The 19,576-nt window shown below is 72.2% G+C and carries 14 protein-coding genes and 3 pseudogenes; 10 read left to right on the top strand and 7 right to left on the bottom strand.

Annotation, left to right across the window (positions count from 1 at the left end):
- Positions 1 to 5 precede the first annotated feature (5 nt).
- The 3 genes from ACI2LW_RS06300 to ACI2LW_RS06290 form a co-directional block, all read right to left on the bottom strand.
- On the bottom strand, positions 6 to 1,115 hold the full coding sequence (locus ACI2LW_RS06300) for an aliphatic sulfonate ABC transporter substrate-binding protein (protein WP_404729990.1): 1,110 nt from the start codon (positions 1,113 to 1,115) through the stop codon (positions 6 to 8).
- A gap of 330 nt (positions 1,116 to 1,445) precedes the next feature.
- Complete coding sequence (locus ACI2LW_RS06295; protein WP_404729989.1) at positions 1,446 to 2,219, bottom strand: hypothetical protein; 774 nt, start codon at positions 2,217 to 2,219, stop codon at positions 1,446 to 1,448.
- Between the two features lie 133 nt (positions 2,220 to 2,352).
- Positions 2,353 to 3,783, bottom strand: coding sequence for a selenium-binding protein SBP56-related protein (locus tag ACI2LW_RS06290; protein ID WP_404729988.1), 1,431 nt, complete (start codon positions 3,781 to 3,783; stop codon positions 2,353 to 2,355).
- Between the two features lie 262 nt (positions 3,784 to 4,045).
- On the opposite strand from ACI2LW_RS06290, the gene ACI2LW_RS06285 reads away from it, so the two are divergent.
- Positions 4,046 to 5,659: an MFS transporter gene (locus ACI2LW_RS06285; protein WP_404729987.1), complete on the top strand. Its 1,614-nt coding sequence runs from the start codon at positions 4,046 to 4,048 to the stop codon at positions 5,657 to 5,659.
- 152 nt (positions 5,660 to 5,811) lie between these two features.
- Here ACI2LW_RS06285 and ACI2LW_RS06280 read toward each other — a convergent pair whose 3' ends face one another.
- Positions 5,812 to 6,261, bottom strand: a complete 450-nt coding sequence (locus ACI2LW_RS06280) for an ester cyclase (RefSeq protein WP_404729986.1) — start codon at positions 6,259 to 6,261, stop codon at positions 5,812 to 5,814.
- 135 nt (positions 6,262 to 6,396) lie between these two features.
- On the opposite strand from ACI2LW_RS06280, the gene ACI2LW_RS06275 reads away from it, so the two are divergent.
- The 8 genes and pseudogenes from ACI2LW_RS06275 to ACI2LW_RS06240 all read left to right on the top strand — a co-directional run bounded on the left by ACI2LW_RS06275 (position 6,397) and on the right by ACI2LW_RS06240 (position 12,560).
- Positions 6,397 to 7,062: a TetR/AcrR family transcriptional regulator C-terminal domain-containing protein gene (locus ACI2LW_RS06275; RefSeq protein WP_404729985.1), complete on the top strand. Its 666-nt coding sequence runs from the start codon at positions 6,397 to 6,399 to the stop codon at positions 7,060 to 7,062.
- A 548-nt stretch (positions 7,063 to 7,610) separates the two neighbouring features.
- Positions 7,611 to 7,976: a PH domain-containing protein gene (locus ACI2LW_RS06270; RefSeq protein WP_404729984.1), complete on the top strand. Its 366-nt coding sequence runs from the start codon at positions 7,611 to 7,613 to the stop codon at positions 7,974 to 7,976.
- Positions 7,977 to 8,225: 249 nt separating this feature from the next.
- On the top strand, positions 8,226 to 8,831 hold the full coding sequence (locus tag ACI2LW_RS06265; protein WP_404729983.1) for a dihydrofolate reductase family protein: 606 nt from the start codon (positions 8,226 to 8,228) through the stop codon (positions 8,829 to 8,831).
- Between the two features lie 203 nt (positions 8,832 to 9,034).
- The gene (locus ACI2LW_RS06260; RefSeq protein ID WP_404729982.1) at positions 9,035 to 9,469 is read left to right on the top strand and encodes a hypothetical protein; all 435 of its coding nucleotides are present in this window, start codon (positions 9,035 to 9,037) and stop codon (positions 9,467 to 9,469) included.
- Between the two features lie 95 nt (positions 9,470 to 9,564).
- Positions 9,565 to 10,191, top strand: a pseudogene (locus tag ACI2LW_RS06255) (NB-ARC domain-containing protein); the annotation flags it as partial.
- 230 nt (positions 10,192 to 10,421) lie between these two features.
- Positions 10,422 to 11,039, top strand: a pseudogene (locus ACI2LW_RS06250) (hypothetical protein); the annotation flags it as partial.
- Between the two features lie 6 nt (positions 11,040 to 11,045).
- Positions 11,046 to 11,120, top strand: a pseudogene (locus ACI2LW_RS06245) (hypothetical protein); the annotation flags it as partial.
- Between the two features lie 9 nt (positions 11,121 to 11,129).
- Complete coding sequence (locus tag ACI2LW_RS06240) at positions 11,130 to 12,560, top strand: tetratricopeptide repeat protein (RefSeq protein ID WP_404730190.1); 1,431 nt, start codon at positions 11,130 to 11,132, stop codon at positions 12,558 to 12,560.
- Positions 12,561 to 12,652: 92 nt separating this feature from the next.
- On the opposite strand, the gene ACI2LW_RS06235 is transcribed toward ACI2LW_RS06240, so the two are convergent.
- From ACI2LW_RS06235 to ACI2LW_RS06225, 3 genes are read right to left on the bottom strand one after another with little or no spacing between them, the layout of a single operon-like run.
- Positions 12,653 to 14,752 carry a hypothetical protein gene (locus ACI2LW_RS06235; RefSeq protein WP_404729981.1) on the bottom strand — a complete coding sequence of 700 codons (2,100 nt, stop codon included), beginning with the start codon at positions 14,750 to 14,752 and terminating at the stop codon, positions 12,653 to 12,655.
- A 59-nt stretch (positions 14,753 to 14,811) separates the two neighbouring features.
- Complete coding sequence (locus tag ACI2LW_RS06230) at positions 14,812 to 15,432, bottom strand: GrpB family protein (RefSeq protein ID WP_404729980.1); 621 nt, start codon at positions 15,430 to 15,432, stop codon at positions 14,812 to 14,814.
- 14 nt (positions 15,433 to 15,446) lie between these two features.
- Positions 15,447 to 18,608 (bottom strand): hypothetical protein, encoded by a 3,162-nt coding sequence (locus tag ACI2LW_RS06225; RefSeq protein WP_404729979.1) that lies wholly within the window; start codon positions 18,606 to 18,608, stop codon positions 15,447 to 15,449.
- A gap of 242 nt (positions 18,609 to 18,850) precedes the next feature.
- Here ACI2LW_RS06225 and ACI2LW_RS06220 point away from each other — a divergent pair, with 242 nt between their 5' ends.
- Positions 18,851 to 19,348 (top strand): DUF1877 family protein, encoded by a 498-nt coding sequence (locus ACI2LW_RS06220; protein WP_404729978.1) that lies wholly within the window; start codon positions 18,851 to 18,853, stop codon positions 19,346 to 19,348.
- Positions 19,349 to 19,576 lie beyond the last annotated feature (228 nt).

Here is a 19,576-nt window from a genome sequence, read left to right as displayed (position 1 = left end):
GGTCGTCACTGGGCGCCGAGACCGGCCGCGTCGACCGTTCCCTTGCCCTCGGCCTTGAGGACCTTGTTGAGCGGCGTGAGGTCGTAGATGCCCTTCAGATCGGGCTTTTCCAGCAGGCCGGCCGTGACCGCTTGCTGCGCCTCGGTGTTGAGCGTGGAGGCCAGCGGGTCGTCGAGGAAGGCGATCGACTTCCACGCCGGGTCGAGGACGGCGGCGGGCAGCGCCTTGCCCGACAGCTTCTGCAGCGCGGAGTTGGCGGAGGCCTTCGCCTTCTCGGGGTTGGCGTTGATCCACGCGTTGGTCCTCACCGAGCCGCGCAGTACGGCCTCGACGACGTCGGGGTGCTCCTTGAGGAACTTCTGCGACACGATGATGTTCGTGATCACGAACTTCTTGCCGGGCCACAGCGAGGATTCGTCCAGCAGCACCTTGGCGCCCTCGGCGACCAGCTTGGACGCGGTCGGCTCCGGCACCCAGGCGCCGTCGATGGAACCGGACTTGTAGGCGTCCGGGGTGATCTTGTTGTCGGTGCGGACGACGGAGACGTCGCCCTTGCCGCTCTGGGGGTCCACCTTCCAGCCCTGGTCCGCGATCCAGTTGAGGAACGCGACGTCCTGGGTGTTGCCGAGCTGCGGCGTGGCGATCTTCTTGCCCTTGACGTCCTTCAGTGACTTGATCTTCTTCGGGTCGACGACGAGCTTCACGCCGCCGGAGGCGGAACCGCCGACGATCCGCAGGTTCTTGCCGCCCGACCTGGTGTAGCCGTTGATCGCCGGGGACGGGCCGATCCAGCCGATGTCGATGGAACCGGCGTTCAGCGCCTCGATCTCGGAGGGGCCGGCGTTGAAGGTGGACGCCTTGATCGTGGTGCCGCCGAGCTCCTTCTGGAACAGGCCCTCCTGGACACCCACCAGGGCGGTGGCGTGGGTGAGGTTGGGGAAGTAGCCGATCTTCACCTGGTCGGCGGAGAGCTTTTCGGCGCCCGCCGCGGCCGCCGGGGTCTGCTTGCCGTCGTCGGTCGATCGGGAGCCGTAGCCGCACGCGGTGAGCAGGAGCGGAAGCGTGGCGGCGACGGCGAGGGTGCGCAGGGCTGTGAGCGGTCTTGCGGCAGACACAGAGGTGTCCTCTCGGGGCAGGAGGGGTGATCAGTGAAGTGCGGAACGCGTCCTGAGGTCTCGGTCCGGGCGACAGATGGCACTGGACATCCGCCCGAAGTCGACATGGCGACGCGAGGTCAGCACGGGCAGCACCCGGTGCGCGCAACTGAGCGCTCCCACGGCCACCCCCTGATCCCTACTTTTCCTACCTGGCTGCTAGGGATGGTGGCAGAAGGCGGCACCCACCCCAAGAGGGCATTCATATGATGGACGCCACTCTTTCACTATGTGAGACGTGTGCTGATCTGCCCAGCGTGCCGGCGGTTCTCCCGCTGCGGCGGCTCGCGTTCAGCGGCGGACCGCGCCGGCCAGGACGACGAGCGTGCCGAGGAGGGCCGCGACGGCCATCGCCGTCGTGGCCGGGGCCGCGAGGAGCCGCCGGTCGGCGGGCCACTGCCGGCGGACGAGTCCGAGCGCCACCCGCGCCGCCTGTGCGAGTACGCCGGCGACAGCGGCGAGCAGCAGCGGCATGAGGCCGTCCGGAATGGGCAGGGCGCTCGTCAGGAAGGCTCCCGCGACCGGACTCAGGCAGGCCAGTGCGATCCATGGAGCCATGCGCCGTCCCGGTCGTGTCCCCAGCAGGGCGGCCAGCGCCAGTCCCTCGCCGGCCGCGTGCACCAGCAGTGCCGCCACCACGCCTGCCGAGGTGGTCAGCGCGAGGGTCGCCCCCTCCAGGAAGCGGTGCAGGGCGAGGCCCGACGCGGCGCCCATGCCGCCCGCGCGACCGGGCTCGCACGGGCAGCCGCTACGGATCACGGCACCCATCACCGCGTACGCGGCGAGAGCGGTGAGCGGCACCGCCCACGGCGGTGCGCCGGCCTCATGGGCCTCCTCCCACGCGTCGGGCAGGACATGGAGGCCCGCGATGATGAGCAGAATCCCTGACCCGGCGGCCAGGACGAGCGCCGACCGCCCCGGTCCGCGGCGCGCCGGCCAGGCGCCGGCCACGGTGGCCAGGGCCACCAGGACGACGGCCACCAGCGTTCCGGTCGGGGGCAGTTGCCATGCGCCCCCGTCGGAGGTGTGCGCGCACGCGGCACAGGGGCCTGCTGCGTGGGACACGGGGTGCATGGCCCCTCCCTGCGAGTCGCCTTGCGGGGGCGGCGGGGCTCCGAGTCGCCTTGCGGCGGCGGGGCTCCGAGTCGCCTTGCGGCGGCGGGGCTCCGCGTGGTGCCGCCGGGGCGAACCGGTTCCGTCAGTCGCGGTAGCAGTACGAATCGGACGAGGCGTCACCGCCCTGCAGGTGTGTCTGATGCACGCGCAGTCCGAGGAAGTCCGTGCCGTGCGGGAAGAAGCCGCTGTCGACCGAGAGCCCTCCGTGCGAGGTGTCGGCGTCGAGTTTGACCATCCACGGCTCGATGCCCGAGGGATAGAACTGCTCGTCCCAGGCGGCGTACAGGGAGTTGGTCAGGTACACGCGCTGCCCGTCGCGGCTGAGCTCGACCATCTGGGCCCCGCCCGTCAGCTGGGTGTCCGGCTCGCCGGGGTGCGGCTGCCGGGAGACGATGCCGCCCAGCCGCACGGCGGCGGTCCGCCTCGGACGGAACGGGTCGCTCACGTCGTACTGGAGCAGGTCGCCGGTTCCCCATGCGGACACGTACAGCCAGTGATCGTCCACCGACAGGTCGATGTCGGTGATCAACGGGGGCACGGCGCCGAACGGCTGCAGCGCCGGGGGCAGGCTCTCCGTCGGTGCGGGCTCGGCCGGGACGGTGATCACCTTGCGGACCGTGAAGTCCTCGCCCTCCCGGTGCCACAGCCACACCGATGCCGACAGGTCCTCCACGTCGACCACGGTGTTGGTGAACCCCCAGGTCGCCTCGGGGTCGTGTGCCGGGCGCAGTTCCAGCACCATCTGGTTCTGGTCCCCCAGTTCGACGCGCTGCAGATGCCGGCCGGAGTCCAGTTCCCAGAAGTGCAGGGCGTGGCCGTAGCGGCGGTCCAGCAGCAGTTCGGGGACCACGCCGTCCTCGATCATCGAGGGGCTGCCCCATTCGCTCGTCACGGCGATGTTCCGGCGCAGATGCCACCAGACGTCGTAGGCGAACTGCTGCGGCCCGCGGTCGGTCTCCCAGGCACGCAGCACGTCGAAGCTCTCGTGGTCCAGGAGCGCGACGCCGCCGGGCCCGTCCGCGCCGTCCGCGCCGCCCAGGCAGGACAGGAAGACTCCGTCGGGACCACAGTGCAATGTGTGCGGGCGCGAATAGCCGGCTTTTGCGGCCAGCTCCTCGGCCTCGACCACCTTGACCAGGCGGGGGCGGGCGGGATCGGGGGCGGTGTCGAAGACGTGCAGCCGGGACGAGCGCAGTCCCGGCGCGACCAGGTAGCGGCGGGCGGCATGGTCGTGGCCGGCGTGCGCGAGGGCGCTCGAGCAGGCGTTCCAGCCGAAGTGGTGCAGTTCGTTGCCCAGGTCGGGCAGCTCGGTGTGGGAGGCCACACGGCCGTACGCGGGGGATGCGGGGTCGGTGTCGACGGTGAACAGGGCGTCCGCGCGCTGTGCGGCCGGGTCGAAACCGACGACGTAGGCGAGCTTCTCCGGGGCCGCGGCGACGGCATCCGCCGGAGTGCGGTAGAGGGTGGGGTCTTCGTGGCCGTCGCGGTCGTGAACGTGCTCGGTCGTCCTCATGGCTGTTCCTCAACTCCCGAACGGGAGCTCCGGGCGAGCCCCCGACACGGAGCCCGGCCCGTCCGGCCGGCGTCGACGTCCGGACGAGGGGCGGACAGGAAAGGCGGAGTGACCCGTACCGAGCGTTTCACAGCCCCGGAGCCCCTGCCAGGCGGCGCTCGCGGCCGGATCCGGGCAGCCGGTTCCGAGGCGTGTTGACAGAAGAAATTCATCATGCGCAGAATTCAGCGTCCGATGAATTCTGCCGTGAGGTGCTGCTCCTGTGTCCAGCCGTCGATCCCCTTCCGTGGCCCTGTCCGCCCGGCGCCGGCGGGCGGTGCTGGCCGTCATAGCCCTGGCGCTGATGATGGTGGTGTCCGCGGTCAGCGGGCTGAACGTCGCCCTGCCCGTCCTCGCCCGCGACACCGGGGCCTCCCAGACCGAGCTGCAGTGGATCGTCGACGCCTACACCGTCGTCTTCGCCGGTCTCCTGCTGCCGGCCGGCGCGCTCGGCGACCGCTACGGCCGCAAGGGCGTCATCCTCAGCGGGCTCGTCGTCTTCGGATCGGCCGCCGCGGTGGCCCTGTTCACCAGTGATCCAGCCGTCCTGATCGGTCTGCGAGCGGTGATGGGCCTGGGCGCCGCGCTCGTCATGCCGGTGACGCTGTCGGTCATCACCACCTCGTTCCCGCCCGAGGAACGCGCGAGCGCGGTAGCCGTCTGGGTGGGCGTCGCCGGCGGCGGCGCGGTCCTCGGCCTGCTGGGCTCCGGCGCGCTGCTGGAGTTCTTCGGCTGGAGCTCCTTCTTCTGCCTGAACGTGACCCTGGCGGCCCTCGCCGCCGTCGGCGCGCTGCTGCTCATCCCCCCGTCCCGCGACGAACGGTCCCAGCCGCTCGACGGGCCGGGCGCGCTCTTGTCGCTGCTGGCCGTCGGCGGGCTGGTCTTCGGCGTCATCGAGGGCCCGGAGCGCGGCTGGAGCGACCCCCTCACCGACGTCAGCTTCGCCGTCGGCGTCACGAGCGTGGTCGGATTCGTGCTGTGGGAGCTGCGCACACCGCGGCCCATGCTCGACCCGCGCCTGTTCCGGCTGCGCGGGTTCGGCACCGGTTCCCTGTCGGTGACGGTGCAGTTCTTCGCCTCGTTCGGGTTCTTCTTCATCGGCCTGCAGTACCTGCAGTTCATCGTGGGCTACTCCCCGCTGAAGGCCGCGCTGGCGATGCTTCCGCTGCCCCTGGTGATGCTGCCGCTGTCCCGCCGCGTGCCGGGACTCACCAGCCGCTTCGGCGCCAATCGCGTCGGCGCCACCGGGCTGCTCCTCACCGCGGCGGGGCTGCTGACCCTGTCCGGCGTCGATGTCGACTTCCGCTACTGGCAGTTCGCCGCCGGCCTGGCGGTCTTCGCGGCGGGCATGGCGCTCGCCTCGACCCCGGCCACGACCGCGATCGTCGCCTCACTGCCGCCGCACCGCCAAGGCGTCGCCTCCGCCGTCAACGACACCTCCCGGGAACTGGGAAGCGCTCTGGGCATCGCCGTCCTGGGCAGCATCCTCAACGACCGCTACCGCTCCGGCGTCGACGGCGCCCTCACCGGCCTGCCCGACGCCGCCCAGGAGCACGTCCGCTCCTCCGTGGCCTTCGTGCAGACCGGCGTGGCCGACCGCTTCGGCGCGGCCGGCGCCCGCCTTGTGGGCACGGCCCAGCAGGCCTTCGTGGACGGCGCGTCGAGCGCTCTGCGCGTGGCGGCCGCCGTGGTCGTCGCCGCCGCCCTCTACGTCGCCGTACGCGCCCCGCGCCACGCCGGCCACCCCGAGACGCCCGCCGGGGCCACGGACTCCTCACCGGCCGGCGGCCATCCGGCATCCACGGCCGGCACCTCGCGCCCCCCGACGGCAAGCTGACACGACCTCACCGAAGCCGGCGATCACGGAGTGACACGCCTGATGCCCTCGACGCGTGCGGCGCCGAGGGCATCACTGCCGGGCCGGCCCGGCGGGCGAGCCCGTTTCCGCGCGCTCGCTTCCGCCTGCCCGCTTCCGCCCGGGACGGCGACTCAGTCCTCGGCCGGCCAGTCCCAGCCGAGTTGCAGGAACATGCCGAGCCGGTCGCTCACCGCGCGGATCTCGGCGATCCGCCCGGCGCGGACGGTGAAGATCCAGATCTGTTCGACGTCGCAGCGCCGGCCGGTCGGTTCGGGCATCCGGGGGTGGCGCCCGGTGTGGACGCCGCGTACCCGCAGCCGGGCCACGACCTCCTCGCCCTCCGCGATGAGCTGTTCGACGAGGAAGCCGTCGTCGGGGTCGTCGGTGCTGAACGCGGCGAGCTGCTGCCGGAAGCCCTCGATCGCGGCGCCCGGGGTGTCCTCCTCGCCGAAAATGATCTTGTTGTGGTCGATCACGTCCGGTGCGAGATGCCGCACCCAGTCCTGGCGCGAACGGTCGTTGAGCGCGGTGATGAAGGCGAGCACGACCTGCTTGCCGTCGACTGCGGTGGTGGCGGACATCTCAGCTCCTGCGGGTCGGGGAAGCCGGGCGTGGGCGAACGCTCGGACTCTTACAAGGTAAGTTTCGCTGGACCGCAGTTTTGTCTTACCTTGTAAGAAAGTCAATGCGTCCCTCGAGGAGAGGAAGGGGAACACGTGACGGCCGAGAAGCCGGGCGCCAGACGCGGCCGGGGCGAGCGCGCGGGCCTGACCAGGCAACGCGTCCTGGACGCGGCACTGGACCTGGTGGACCGCGGCGGGCTCAAGGCCCTGACCATGCGCGCACTCGGGGAGCGCCTGGACGTCGAGGCGATGACGCTCTATCACTACGTCCCGAACAAGGAGGCGTTGCTCGACGGGCTGGTGGAGCAGGTCTTCACCGCCGCCGCACCGGCGATGGACGGGGCCGCCGACTGGCAGCAGGCGCTGCGCTCGTACGCGAAGGCGCTGCGCGAGGGCCTGCTGCGGCACCCCGCCGTCCTGCCGCTGGCCGCCTCCCGTCCCGCGGTCACCCCGGCGACACTCGACGGCGTCGAGGCGTGCCTGCGCCTGCTGACGGACAACGGCTTCCCGCTCGGCCGCGCGCTGCACGCCCTGAACACGGTGTCCGTCTTCACGATCGGGCACGCGGTGCTGGAGGCAGGGCTCATCGCCGGTCCGCAGGACCCGGGCGGCCGGAGCCGGCTGGCGGAGCTGGAGGCCGAGCGGTATCCGCTTCTTGCCAGGGCCGCGCGCGAGGGAGCAGGCGTGGACGACGAGGAGCGCTTCACCTTCGCCGTCGACGCCCTGCTCCTCGGCTTCGCCGCACTGCGCACGGTGTGAACCGCCGGCACCCTGAACCACCCGGTCGCCCGCGCCTGTCGGTCCCCACCGGCCGCCGCACTCCGCCTCCGGCCGCGTGACAGATCCGCCGGGCGGCGGCTCCTGGCCCGTACTCGGCGGAGAGGGCACCGTGATCCTGCGACCGCGCGTGGTTCCGTGCCGGGGTTCGGCGAGAACGTCAGCCGACCGCCGGCCGACGGGTGGGCGGGGTGAGGTGGGCGTTCAGGCTGTCGAGGAGCATGGTGCTGCCCTGCTCGGCCATGTCGCGCTCTTCGCGGGTGTCGCAGCTCAGGCGAAGCGTGATCTCGGTCCGGCCGGGAGCCGGTGAGGGGATGCCGGTGGGGTCTGTCCGACCTGTGGACCGCCGTGGACGCCAGAACTCATCGGTGCGGCCTCGGTGACGCCACGGGGAAGAAGAGCCGACCGCGTAACACGCCTGCCACAGCACGGTCCGGGGCGAGGCGGGAGCTTCTCTCCGGCCCCCTTGCCCTGCGAAGATCACCGCAGGCGGCCGGCCGGCCGCGACTGCTCACGTGGGGGGTTCTTTCATGGCACTGTTCGGCAACGCGCACAGCATCGACCCGGCCTCCGCCCAGCAGGACTACGCCCGCCTGCTGGGCCACGGCGAGCAGGTGCATGCCGCGTTCCTGCTGATCCGCGACACCGTCCTGTTCACCGACCGCCGCCTGATCCTGATCGACAAGCAGGGCATCACGGGCAAGAAGGTCGAGTACCACTCGGTCCCGTACCGCAGCATCACGCACTTCGCGGTGGAGACGGCCGGAACCTTCGACCTCGACGCCGAGCTGAAGATCTGGATCTCGGGCAGTGCGGCTCCCATCGAGAAGACCTTCACCAAGGGGGTCGACATCTACGAGGTCCAGGCGATCCTGACCCAGTTCGTGGCCCGCTGACCGACGATCCCCGAGGCAGGCGCGAGGAGGGCCGCCGCCCGCGGTACGAGGGCCCGGCTCAACAGGGCGAGGACCCGGGCCCCCACAGGACCGGGGGCCCGGGCGCCACAGGACCAGGGGCCCGTCAGCGAAGCGACTCGCTGACGGGCCCCCGCCGCGCCGCCGTCGTGCGCCGGCGCTGCTCCGGAAGTCCCCGCCGATGAGTTTCCGGCCGCCGCGCGGTCTACCGGTGGACGAAAGGAGCGCATCATGCGCGAGATCATCGTGTGCACGTTCCTCACGCTGGACGGCGTCATGCAGGCGCCGGGAGGTCCCGACGAGGACGCCGAGAGCGGCTTCCAGCACGGCGGCTGGCAGAAACCGGTGGACGACGACGAGGTCGGCACGGCCGTCTCCGGCTGGTACGAGGCGTCCGACGCGATGCTCCTCGGCCGTAAGACGTACGAGATCTTCGCGTCGTACTGGCCGACCGCGGACCCCGGCAACCCGTTCACCCACCGGATGAACAGCATGCGCAAATACGTGGCGTCCCGGACGCTGACGTCCGTCGAGTGGCAGAACTCCACGCTGCTGGAGGGGGACGTCGTCGACGCCGTACGCGAGCTGAAGGCGTCCGACGGCGGCAACATCAACGTCGTCGGCAGCGGTGACCTCGCCCAGACCCTGATGCGGCACGGTCTGGTCGACGAGTACCGGCTGACCATCCATCCGGTGATCATCGGCACCGGCAAGCGGCTGTTCGCCGACGGGGCGATCCCCACCGCGCTGGACCCCGTCAGTGTCACGACCACGAAGGGCGGCACCGTCGTCGGCGTCTACCGGCCGAACGGCAGTCCCCGCTACGACAGCTACTGAGCCATTTGGGAAAGTCGGTGCTCAGGCCGCGCGCCGGGTCCGGGGGTCCGCACGGAAGCACTGCGAAAGACCGGTCGAGGCGGCCACGCCCGAAGTATGCTGACCATGCCGGAACGCGCGTTTCACCCAGGTTCAGGGGCAGTACGGGGGGCGGCATGTTGGATCAGGCGTTGATCGCCTTGGCTTCCGCGGCGGGGGCGGCTGTGGCTCAAGCGGCCGGCACGGACGCCTGGCAGGGCTTCCGGGACCGGGTGGCTCGTGTCTTCGGCCGTGGCCCCGCGCCGGGCGCCGCCCGGGAAGCGGCCCTGGACAGGCTGAACCGCACGGCAGCCGAACTGGAGAGCGCCGATCCCGGCGCGGTCGCGGACGTGCGGAACACCGCGGTGACCGCTTGGCAGACCCGCTTCCGCGATCTGCTGGAGGGGCTGGACGAGGACGGCCGTGAACAGGTGGCCGCCCAACTGCGTGAGCTGGTGGCCCTGGCCCAGCGGGCCGGCGGCGGTGCGTCGGCCGCGGACGGCGGCGTCGCCATTGGCGGCGACGTGCACATCCAGGCACAGAACCACGCGGTGGCCGCGGTGCAGACGGGCGACGTGAACATCGGAAACCCTCCCTCGCCGGGCCCGGACCAGAGCTGACCGCGCCCGGCGGCACCCCCCTTCCGCACATCACCGCCCGAACGGCAATCGTTGCGTACGGCAACTCGACGGCGATCCAGCACGTCGACCGACTCGTGCAGCAGGCCGCGCCGCGGCCCCCGGTGGTCTGGCCGGTTCTCGTGGGCGCCGTGCCGCCTCCGGCCTCCGCCTTCCAGCACCGTTCGAGCCTGTGCGATCGCATCGACGAGGCCTGGGCCGGACGCACCTCGGTCGTACTCTCCGGCGGTGGCGGTGTGGGCAAGTCCCAACTGGCCGCCGCCCGCGCGCACCAGGCCCTGGCCGCCGGCATCGAGGTGGTGGTGTGGGTGAACGCCGCCGACATGGCGCAGGTCGTCACCGGCTATGCCGCCGCCGCCCTCCGCGTGCAGGCGCCGGACGCGCTGGGACAGGACGCCGAGCACGACGCGCGGGTCTTCCGGGAGTGGCTGGCCGCCACTTCCCGCTCCTGGCTCGTCGTACTCGACGACGTCACCGACATGGAGAGCATCGAGCCGTGGTGGCCGCCGTCCTCGCCCGCGGGGGGCGGCAGGGTGCTGGCCACCTCCCGGCGCCGGGACGCCCTGCTGTCCGGCGGCGGCCGGGCGGTCGTCGACGTCGGTACCTACGCCCCGGACGAAGCCGTCGCCTATCTGCGCAACCGGATCGCCGACGCGCACATGCCGCATCTGCTGGATGCCCAGGCCCCGGACCTGGTGCGCGAGCTGGGGCACCTGCCGCTGGCCCTGTCGCATGCGGCCGCCTACATGATCAACGAGGACGTGACCTGCGAGCCCTACCTGCGGCTGTTCACCGACCAGCGGTCCCGCCTGGACTCGCTGCTGCCGCCGGGGGCCGACACGGAGGGCTATGGCCGGCCGGTCGCCGCCGCCCTGCTGCTGACGCTGGACGCCGTCCGGCGCCGCGACCCGGTGGGCGTGGCCGCTCCGGCCCTGTGCCTGACGGCCCACCTGGACCCGGCCGGTCACCCCTTGAGCCTGTGGGCCGACGCGGCGGTCACCGGCTACCTGGGCGCCCACCGGGAGCCCTCCGCCGCCGCGGGCACCCGGGCGCCCGCGGCGGTCACCGCCGGGCAGGCCCGGTCCGTGCTGCGGCTGCTGCACCACTACAGTCTGATCAACTTCGACTCGGAGGACGGCGTCCGCACGGTGCGGGTGCACGCGCTGACCGCCCGCGCCGCCCGCGAAAGCGCCCCCGCGAACCTGACCACCTCGGCCGTGCCCGCGGCAGCGGACGCCCTGGCTGCGATCTGGCCCGACAGCGACCACACGGACTGGGACCTCGCTGCCGTGCTGCGCGCCAACACCCTCGCCCTGTCAGCCGTGGCACACGACCTGCTGTGGCAGCGCGGCGGCCACCCGGTGCTGAGGAGGGCCGGGGAGAGTCTGCTGGACGCGGGCGTGTACACAGCCGCCGTCCGTTACTTCGAGCGCCTGGCCGCCGAAGCCGAACGGGTGCTGGGCCGCGAGCACGCCGAGACCATCGAGACGGCACCGCCCTGGCCGCCGCGTACGGGAAGGCGGACCGCCTGGAGGAAGCGATCTCCGGTGGGGAACGGGCCGCGGCCGACGCCGAACGGCTGCTGGGAGACGATCACCCCACCACCGTGAGAGCCTACGCCAACCTGGCCAACTCCTATGCGATGGCCGGGCGTTCCGCGGAGGCGATCTCCCTGGGGACCCGGGTCGTCACCGAGCACGAGCGGCTGAATGGCCAGGACGCCCAGGACACCGTCGCGGCCCGCAGCAACCTGACCGCCTACTACCTGCAGGCGGGACGCGCCGCGGAGGCGATCCCCCTCGGGGAGCGGGTCGTCGCCGACCGCGAACGGATCCTGGAACCGGATCACCCCCACACCTTGGCCTCGCGCAGCGTCCTGGCCGGCTGCTACGCCGCGGCCGGGCGCGCCGCTGAGGCGATCCCCCTCGCGGAGCGGGTCGTCACCGCCCGGGAGCGGATCCTGGGAGAGGGCCATCCCACCACCGTGGAGAGCCGAGCGGCCCTGGCCGGCTACTACCACGCGGCGGGCCGCACCGGGGAAGCGGTCGGCCTGGCGGAACGGGCCGTCGCCGATGCCGAGCGGCTGCTGGGCGACGACGACCGCGTTGCCCTCGTGGCGCGCGGCAACCTGGCCGCGCTCCATTTCGAAGCAGGGCACGTCGACCGATCCATCGTTCTCGGGGAGCGGCTCCTCGCCGACGCCGAGCGAGTCCTCGGCAGCGGTCACCCGGACACCCGCAGGATCCGCAGCAACTTGGTCGACGCCTACCGGGCGTCGGAGCGTTGGGACGACGCGAGCGAGGCGGCGCGACGGAACGTCGCCGAGGCCGAACGGCTCCTGGGTGAAGACCATCCCGACACCGTCAGCGCCCGCGTCGAGCTGGCCGTCTGCCACTGGGACGCGGGCCGTACGGAAGAGGCGACGGTGCTGGCGCGGCGGCTGGTGGAACCGGGCAACCCCGACGGCCTGTCGGCGTACGCCGGCCTGGTGCTGTTCTACGAGGAGACGGGGCAGACCGAGGAAGCGGGGGCCCTGCGGCGCGTGGTGGCCGATGTCGCGCGGGTCATGGGCGAGGACCGGTCCGAAGCCATCGGCGTGGACGAGAAGGTCGCGTTGCTGGGGCAGGCCGCGGCCGACCTCGGGCGGCTGCTGGGCGAAGACCACCCCGACACCCTCACCGTGCGCAGCGGCATGGGCTTCCTGCTCCTGGAAGCGGGACGGGCACAGGAGGCGATTCCCCTGCTGGAACGCGCCGCAGCGGACGCGGAGCGGCTCCTGGGCATCCAGGACACCATCGAGGTGTGCATCAACCTGGCCGCCGCATACGCGCAGGCGGATCGCACGGGAGAAGCGATCACGCTGCTGAAGCGAGTCGTCGCCGACGCCGACCTGACACTCGGTCCCCACCACCGCGACACACAGGAAGCCCGCCTCGCCCTGGCCATCTGCTACCGCAAGGAATGGCGCATCGCGAGCAGCCTCGCCGTCCTGAGCCGGATGGTCCTCGCCGCCACCCGTGCGCGGTGGGACAGACCGCGCCCAGGGCAGCGCACCCGGAACCCGCCAGGGTGACGGCACTGCGCGGACCACTTCACCGCCTGCGGCACCCCGCGCGTCGACCGCGTCCTGACGCATCGACCTCAGGCGTGTGAACAGCCAAGGGGTCAGTCCGCCGTGGACCCGTACATCATCCGGTGGGCGAACATCCCGTCGCCGACGTCGAGCGCCGTACCGCCTTCCCAGCCCAGCGCCCGGTTCACGGAGAACAGGTAGACCTCCGATTTGAGGTTGTGCCAGGGGTCGCGCCAGGCGAACGAGGGATCGACGACGTGCGCCTGGCGGTTGGCGAGATCGAACTCGATGAGGTCCAGCTTCTGCTCGCCGATCCTGACGTTCATCCACTCGACCCACCGGGCGTACTCGGCCGCGGCCGCCGAGGCGTCCTCGGCCGCCCGGCGCTTGAGACCGGGGTCGCTCACGCGGTTGCGGACCTGCTCCGTCGCCCGTGCCCGGGCCTCCAGGCTCCGTCCCATCGCCTCGGCCCGCTCCAGCAGTTCGGTGCCCTGCAACAGCTCCCGACGAGTCTTGCTCAGCACACCCGGATCGGCCTGTGCGAGCAGCTCGGGAACACCCGACTGCTTGAGACGCTCCACGTGAGCACGCAACTGGGCCAGAATCACGGACAGTTGGCTGCTCTTCGTCGTGAAGTAGGTCGCGCTGTCGCGCGGCGCCCTCTCGTGGAACTCGCGCTTGACCGCCGCCTCCAGCTGCCGCCACGTCCTGGGCCGTCCGCCGGCCGGCGGCTCCGGTACGGCGCCCCCTCCCCGCGAGGAGGAGCGCGTCTCCGGACGGGTGCCCATCTCGGCGTACGTGGGCCCTTCACCGTAGGCGCCCGCCCACGCCGGCGCGAGTTCGGGCCGGACGGTGAGCGCGTCCTTGACAGCGACGGCGACGGCTCGGCCCGCCCGAAGGAGCGGCTTGCCGGCCGAGCGAGCCGCCTTGAGCGACAGCAGCGTCACCATGGCGACGACGATCTCGCGGACCTTCCCGGCGGCGGCCGCCAGGTGCCGCCGCGCCAGCTCGTCGAGCCTGCCGTCCGCCGTGCGCCGCACCAGGAGCAGCTCCCGCCCGGCCGCGACGGCCAGCAGCGCCACCTGTCCGTAGAACTGGACGTCCATCGCGTACCCGGCGACCTTGACACCGGCGAGGACGGCCAGGCCGAGCACCTGCAGTTCGCCCTTGCCGAAGGTCACCAGGAAGCGCCCGACCAGCTCGGCGGCCAGGAACATCACGAGCACCGGCACCATGCGCAGCGCCTCGTCCTCGAGCCGGCCGAGGAAGTCCCAGTCCTTCATGACGGCCGGCAGCAGGAGGTCGCCGTTCTCGGCATAACCCTGGGCGGCCGCGGCGACTTCGAGCGTGCCGCCCGCCATCGCCTGCCGCAGGTAGGTCACCAGGCTGTACAGCGCCGGGTCGCGGATGACGAGCTGCACCGCGAACGGTGGCGGCCCGAGCGGCGCGTAGGTGTGGTCCCAGTACACTCCGGCGGGACCGATGACGGGCAGCCCCTTGTCGTCGTACCAGCGCACCCCGCGCCGGTACAGGCCCCACCCGGACGGGCCGCGCCGCACCGCCAGGAATCCGGGGTCCGCCGAGGGGTTGCCGCGCTCGGCCTGGACCAGCAGCGCCTCGGCGAGGACGCCGTACTGGTCGGCGCCCTCCCCGCCCGCGGCCGTGTACTCCTTCCACGTGCGGCAGACTGTCGCGGCCAGGGCCCGTGCGTCCGACCCGGACGCCACGAACGCGTCGACGTGCGCGGGCGACCAGGGCGGCTTGAGCGGGACCGGCGCCCGGGGCGCCCACCTGCGCGCCGCTGCCAGGAGGAAGGACCCCGGCCGGGGATCGGCGAGGACCGCCGCATCGACGACCCGGGCAGACGTAGCCCGCTCGGTGGTGCCGCGGCCCTCGGTGGCGCGCGGGGCCGGATCGGGTGGCGGCGCGCCGCGCACGACGACGTCCACCGGACCGTGGGCGGCCAGCGCGAGCGCGAGACGGCGGGCCGCCGACTGGTCGGAGATCTCGAACGGCGCGCCCGGCGGGTCGGCGCCGTCGAGCACGATGCCCGACGGCGGGTCCCAGCTCAAACGGACCCGCGCGCCCCGTGGCCGCGGTGCGGGCCGCAGCTCCAGGACGTCGTGGACGCCGCCGGGATAGCGCACCACCAGGCTGCCGCGGTCGTACTCCACCGACGCCGGGCGCCGCACCGCGGCCGGCGTTCGCCCTGCTGCCCCGACGGGCTCCGGCCCAGCCATCCGCGGCGCCGTCATACCCCTGGCGGTTCGGTGCGCAGCATCGGCCACACGGACGTGTCCCGCCGGACGGCCTCCGCGATCGTGCGTGCCTGCATCCGGCGCCGCTCCTCGTTGAAGGCGCGTGACTCGACCGCCCGGACGTACGCGCTCTTGCCGCGGGTATAGGCGCCGCGGTCCTGCGGGAACCGCTCCGCCAGGCGCTGCTTGAGCTCGGCGTACTCCTTGGCCAGGCCGCGATGGCGGCGCAGGACGTCGCGGAAGAACACGAGCCGGTCCCACGCGTGTGAGCCGGCGACGACCAGGTGGTAGTGGAACAGGCGCTCGGCGTCGCCCAGGGCGAGGAACAGCATGCCGGGCTGGTTGGCCGCCTTGACATAGTCCCGGCCGGCGGCCCGCAGCGCCACGAGAGCGCCGCCGACGTCATCGGCGCTCGGCACGCCCACCGCTATGTCGATGATGGGCTTCGCCGGCATCCCCTGCACCGCGGTGCTGCCGACGTGCTGGATCTGTGCGGCGATGCGATGCCTGCGCAGGACGGCCTGCAGCGCATAGGCCTCGGCCTTGAAGACGGCGGCCCAGTCGGGGTCGTGCTCGACGAGCCGCACGGTACCGCGGGCCAGTCCGTGTGCCATCACGGGTGCTCCGTTCACGAAGGCGGGGGTGCCGGTGCGGCGGTGGTGCCGCCGATGACGGGGCCGACGACCGGGGTGACGTCCGCGTCCGCGGCGACGACGACGAAGCTGTCGATGTCCGGGTCCGACAGGTCGTTGCCGGCCAGGCGCTCCTGCCGGCGGGAGTTCTCCAGCCGCCGCCGCACGCTCTCCTGCAGCTCCTTGAGAACGTCGATCGCGCGGTGCAGCCGCTTGAACTCCTCGAGCACCGGGGTCCGGCCGACGTCGATGTCGACCACCACGTTGTTGGTGTCGAGTACGAAGCGGCGGGTGTGGTCGCGCACGAGCAGGTAGCGGTGGTACTCACGCCGGACCACGGCCCGCTCCTCGTCGTCCAGGTCGGCCCACCGGGTGCCCTCCGTGCCCGCGACGGCGGCGACCTCCGGCAGGTAGGAGGCCATGTCGGCGAGCAGGGCGGGGGAGAAGAAGTCGCCCGCGGTCGCGTCCGGCGGCAGCAGCCGGCTCATTCCCAGTGCGCGCAGCTCCGGGTCCTCCAGCTCGTCGGTGACCGCGACGGCGACGGTGAGGCGGTCGCCGGCGGCCGGCGCACGCGACAGCCACAGACGGATGCCCTGCACGTCGGCGGCGTGCGCGACCGGGGCCGCTACGGGGACCGTTGCCCCGGAGCCCGAGTCGACCGCCCGCCACGCCGTGCCGTCGTGGGTCAGGTCGTACTGGGCGGACTCGTGCCGCGGCTCGTAGGCGACGGCCTTGCGCACCTCGAGGTCACCGGAGGCCACGGTCACCGAGACGGCGAAGCGCACGTAGGCGGAGCGCAGCAGGGTCAACGCGTCGTTGAGATCGACGAGGGCCGGGCCGGCCCGCAGCTGGAAGACGGCGCAGTTGGCGGTGAAGCCGATGGGGCCCGCGGGGTTCACCAGCTCGTTGAGCGGGCGGAGGCTTTCCGGCGAGAGGTCCGGTACGAACTGGCCGGTGACCTCACCGAGCGGCGCGAGCGGATCCGTGGCCCCGGCGGGGACGAACGTCCAACGGGTGGGCACGGCGACGGCCGCGTACCGGCGCAGCCGCTGGTCGGCGTCCTCGGCCTCCCAGACCGCCCGCATGTAGTGCAGGATGTTGGCCCGGACGTGCTGGACGAGCCGGTCCACCTTGTGCTTGCGCCGCCGCCGCGCCTCGGCGATCTCGTGCTGACGCTCGAGCCGCTCCTTGAGGGCCTCCTGCGACGAGCCGACCACATCGGGCAGGTATCCCGGGAACGCGCTGAAGCTGCCGAGCGTCTCGTAGGCCTTCTCCGCTGCCGACTGGGCGGCCCCCCGGTCGTCGGGCAGGTCCGAGGCCTCCGGGTGGAGCGCGATCTCGGCCAGGTCCTCGCCGAGCCGGGGATCGAGCAGGACCCGCCGCAGGATCCACTCGTGGTCGCGCAGCCAGGACTCGTCGACCTCGTCCCACGCCGGCACCGTTTCCGGCACGAGCACGACAGAGGCCACTTCTGCCAGTGAGGTGTAGATCTCGTACTGGCGTTGCAGTCGTGAGTAGACGTAGGTGACGGCGATCTCGTCGTTCGGGTTGCTGATCTCCGACGTCGTGGACGTCTCGGACGATGTCGTCGACTCCGTACTGATCACGATCTTGGTGTCGCGGCGCATCCGGCCGGCGGTCTTGGACATCGCCTCGTTGAGGCTGGTCTTCGCCTGTTTGCTGCTGCTCGCCTGCTCCCCGGACGCCCCGGCCGACAGCTTCGCGCTGACGGGCCCGATCCCGCCCGAGGCTTCGGCATCGACGTGCCACCCGAACTTGCTGGAGGCCTCGTCGACGACGTCGGTGCTGTCCCGCGTGGTGCTGGAGGACTCCGTGGAGGTCTCGGTCGACGTGGCGGTCTCGCTGGTCCGCGCGGCTTTGCGGGTGGTCACGATCTTCGTGGTGACCTTCTCGACCTGCTTCGGGGCCAGGGGGATGGTCCGGACGATCTCGCCCGGCTGGTTGCCCAGCGGCCGCCACTCCTGACGGTAGGTCAGCCGCAGGCCGAACGACACGTCGCCGGGGGCGAACAGGGAGAACGGGTAGCCGCCGGGCTGGGCGCCGACCCGGTCGGTGACCCTGGCATCGGGGTGGGCGGCGAAGAAGAGGGTGAGCGTGTCCTGGGCGCAGGTGCCCCACTTCGCCGGGTCGTCGAACGACGAACTCACCGAGTTGGGGTTGAGGGCGTAGCTCCAGGTGAGCCGATGGGCCCAGACCGCGAAGGCGTTGACGACGTCCTGGGCCGCCGAGCCGGTGTATCCGGTGTAGCCCGGGACCAGGCGCAGCGCCACTTCGTACAGCGGGGCCGCCGCCGCGGCGAGGAAGAGCTTGAACAGCGACTCCACCAGAGCGGCAACGAGCGGGCGCAGGTCGATGGTGAAGTAGTGGCCCGGCTGGTCGACGTCGATCTCGGCCTGGCCGTAGGCGAACACGGCGTCGTTCAGCGCGGTGTGGCACGCCGTCAGGAACTGCTGGAGGTCGACCGGAACCGGGCGGCCTCCGGGTGAGGTGACAGCGGCGGCGGGCTCGCGCAGGTAGACGTACTCGGCGAAGTCGTGGATCGCGACGTTGGCGATCTCCGGTCCGAAGCGCAGCGGCGACGCTCCCGGCTCGACACCGAGCATGTTCGCTGTGCGCTGCGCCAGCGACTCCTCCACCGAGACCGGCGGCGGACCGGTCACGGAGGATGCGGGCGTAAGGGATTCGGGCAGCACGGCGGATTCGAGGCCCGTGGCCAGGCTCAAGGCCGCGCGCCGGGTGTGCGGGGAGGCGGCCCCGTCGGCCAGCAGGGTCCGCATCGACGCCTCCGTCCGGCGCAACCGCTGCCAGGTCCGGTGCAACTCCTGCCGGTGACGGCGGGCCTCGCTCGGCTCCGGCGTGGCGAACAGGGGCGGCGTCCGCGGGAACACCGGCCGGTGCACGACCTTGTCGCCCCTGCGCACCGGCGCATAGCCGACCGTCGCGGGGATTCCGACCGGCCCGGGCGGCTGCGCGGCAAGTTGGCGCACGAGCGCCCGGGCCGCGTGGACCCGTTGCGCACCGGGCCCGGTGACCAGGGAGGGCAGCGCGTCCGCACGCTCCTCCGCGGCGGCCGCCGTCCGGGCTTGCTCGATCAGGCTCTCCAGCGGAGGAACACGACCACTCGACCCGCTGCCCATGACGGCCCCCCTCCGCCGAACCAACGCTGTGACGGAGCGTACCGGCTCGGCTCCTCCTGGGTGAAGAACCCCTGCCGCCGCGTGTGCGCGCAGTCCGGTGGGTGCGCGGCAGGTCTCCGCACACCCCCCCGTTCTCGCCCGATGGCACGGTCGATCCGACGGCACTGGCCCGTCAGTGCCGTCGAGTAAGTTCTGTCTGTTCGGCCCGGCATGCGGGCCGCCGAGCTGGAGGAGTCGTCGCGATGAGCGTCCACCTGCACCTTCGCGCCGTCGCGGAGTCCGAGATCCGGGACGACCACACCTGGCTCGCGGCGTTCATGTCCGAGGCCTGGGACAACCACCCCGACGAGTACGCGGCGGGTATCGCCGACTCGATCGACAAGGTCTGGGGCGCTGTCAATGATCTCTACGCCGCGGCCGACGTCCGCGACACGGACGCCGAAGAGCCCTGGACACTTCCCATTTACGGTGGCCGCCCCGTGCCGCACAGCGCGGACGCCGACCCCTCCGACCCGCCCCTGATGCTTCTGGAGCCGCCTGGGGTGTCACAGGCCGCGGATTTCCTCGCGACTGTTTCCTTCGACCAGTTGTGGAACGTTGCCGGGGCCGGGATCATCGGCCCCGGCTGGACCGAGGCGCAGGTCAGGCAAGAGTTCCTCAACTGTCACAGGGACCTCCAGCAGTTCTACGGGCGGGCGGCTTCGGCAGGCCACGCCGTGGTCAAAGCGGTGTGGGCTTGAGGCGTGGTCACGTGCCGAATCACGGCCACTCGCTGAGGGCCGCGGCCGGCAAGGTCGCGTGAGAAGCACGCCCATCGGCGGCCAGGGGTACGGCATCGGCCTCGCTCTCTTTCGCCGTTGTGGGGCTCAGCGGCCGCCGGCCAGCTTCTCGCGCAGGGCGGCCAGCGCCTCGTCCGAGGCCAGGGCGCCGGAGCTGTCGCCGCCCTCGGAGGAGTACGAACCGCCGGA

The sequence above is a fragment of the Streptomyces sp. NPDC004065 genome, assembly GCF_044903565.1.
GTDB lineage: Bacteria > Actinomycetota > Actinomycetes > Streptomycetales > Streptomycetaceae > Streptomyces.
The sequence above is the reverse complement of the archived record's forward strand: the minus strand, read 5'-3'. Positions and strand labels throughout refer to the sequence as shown.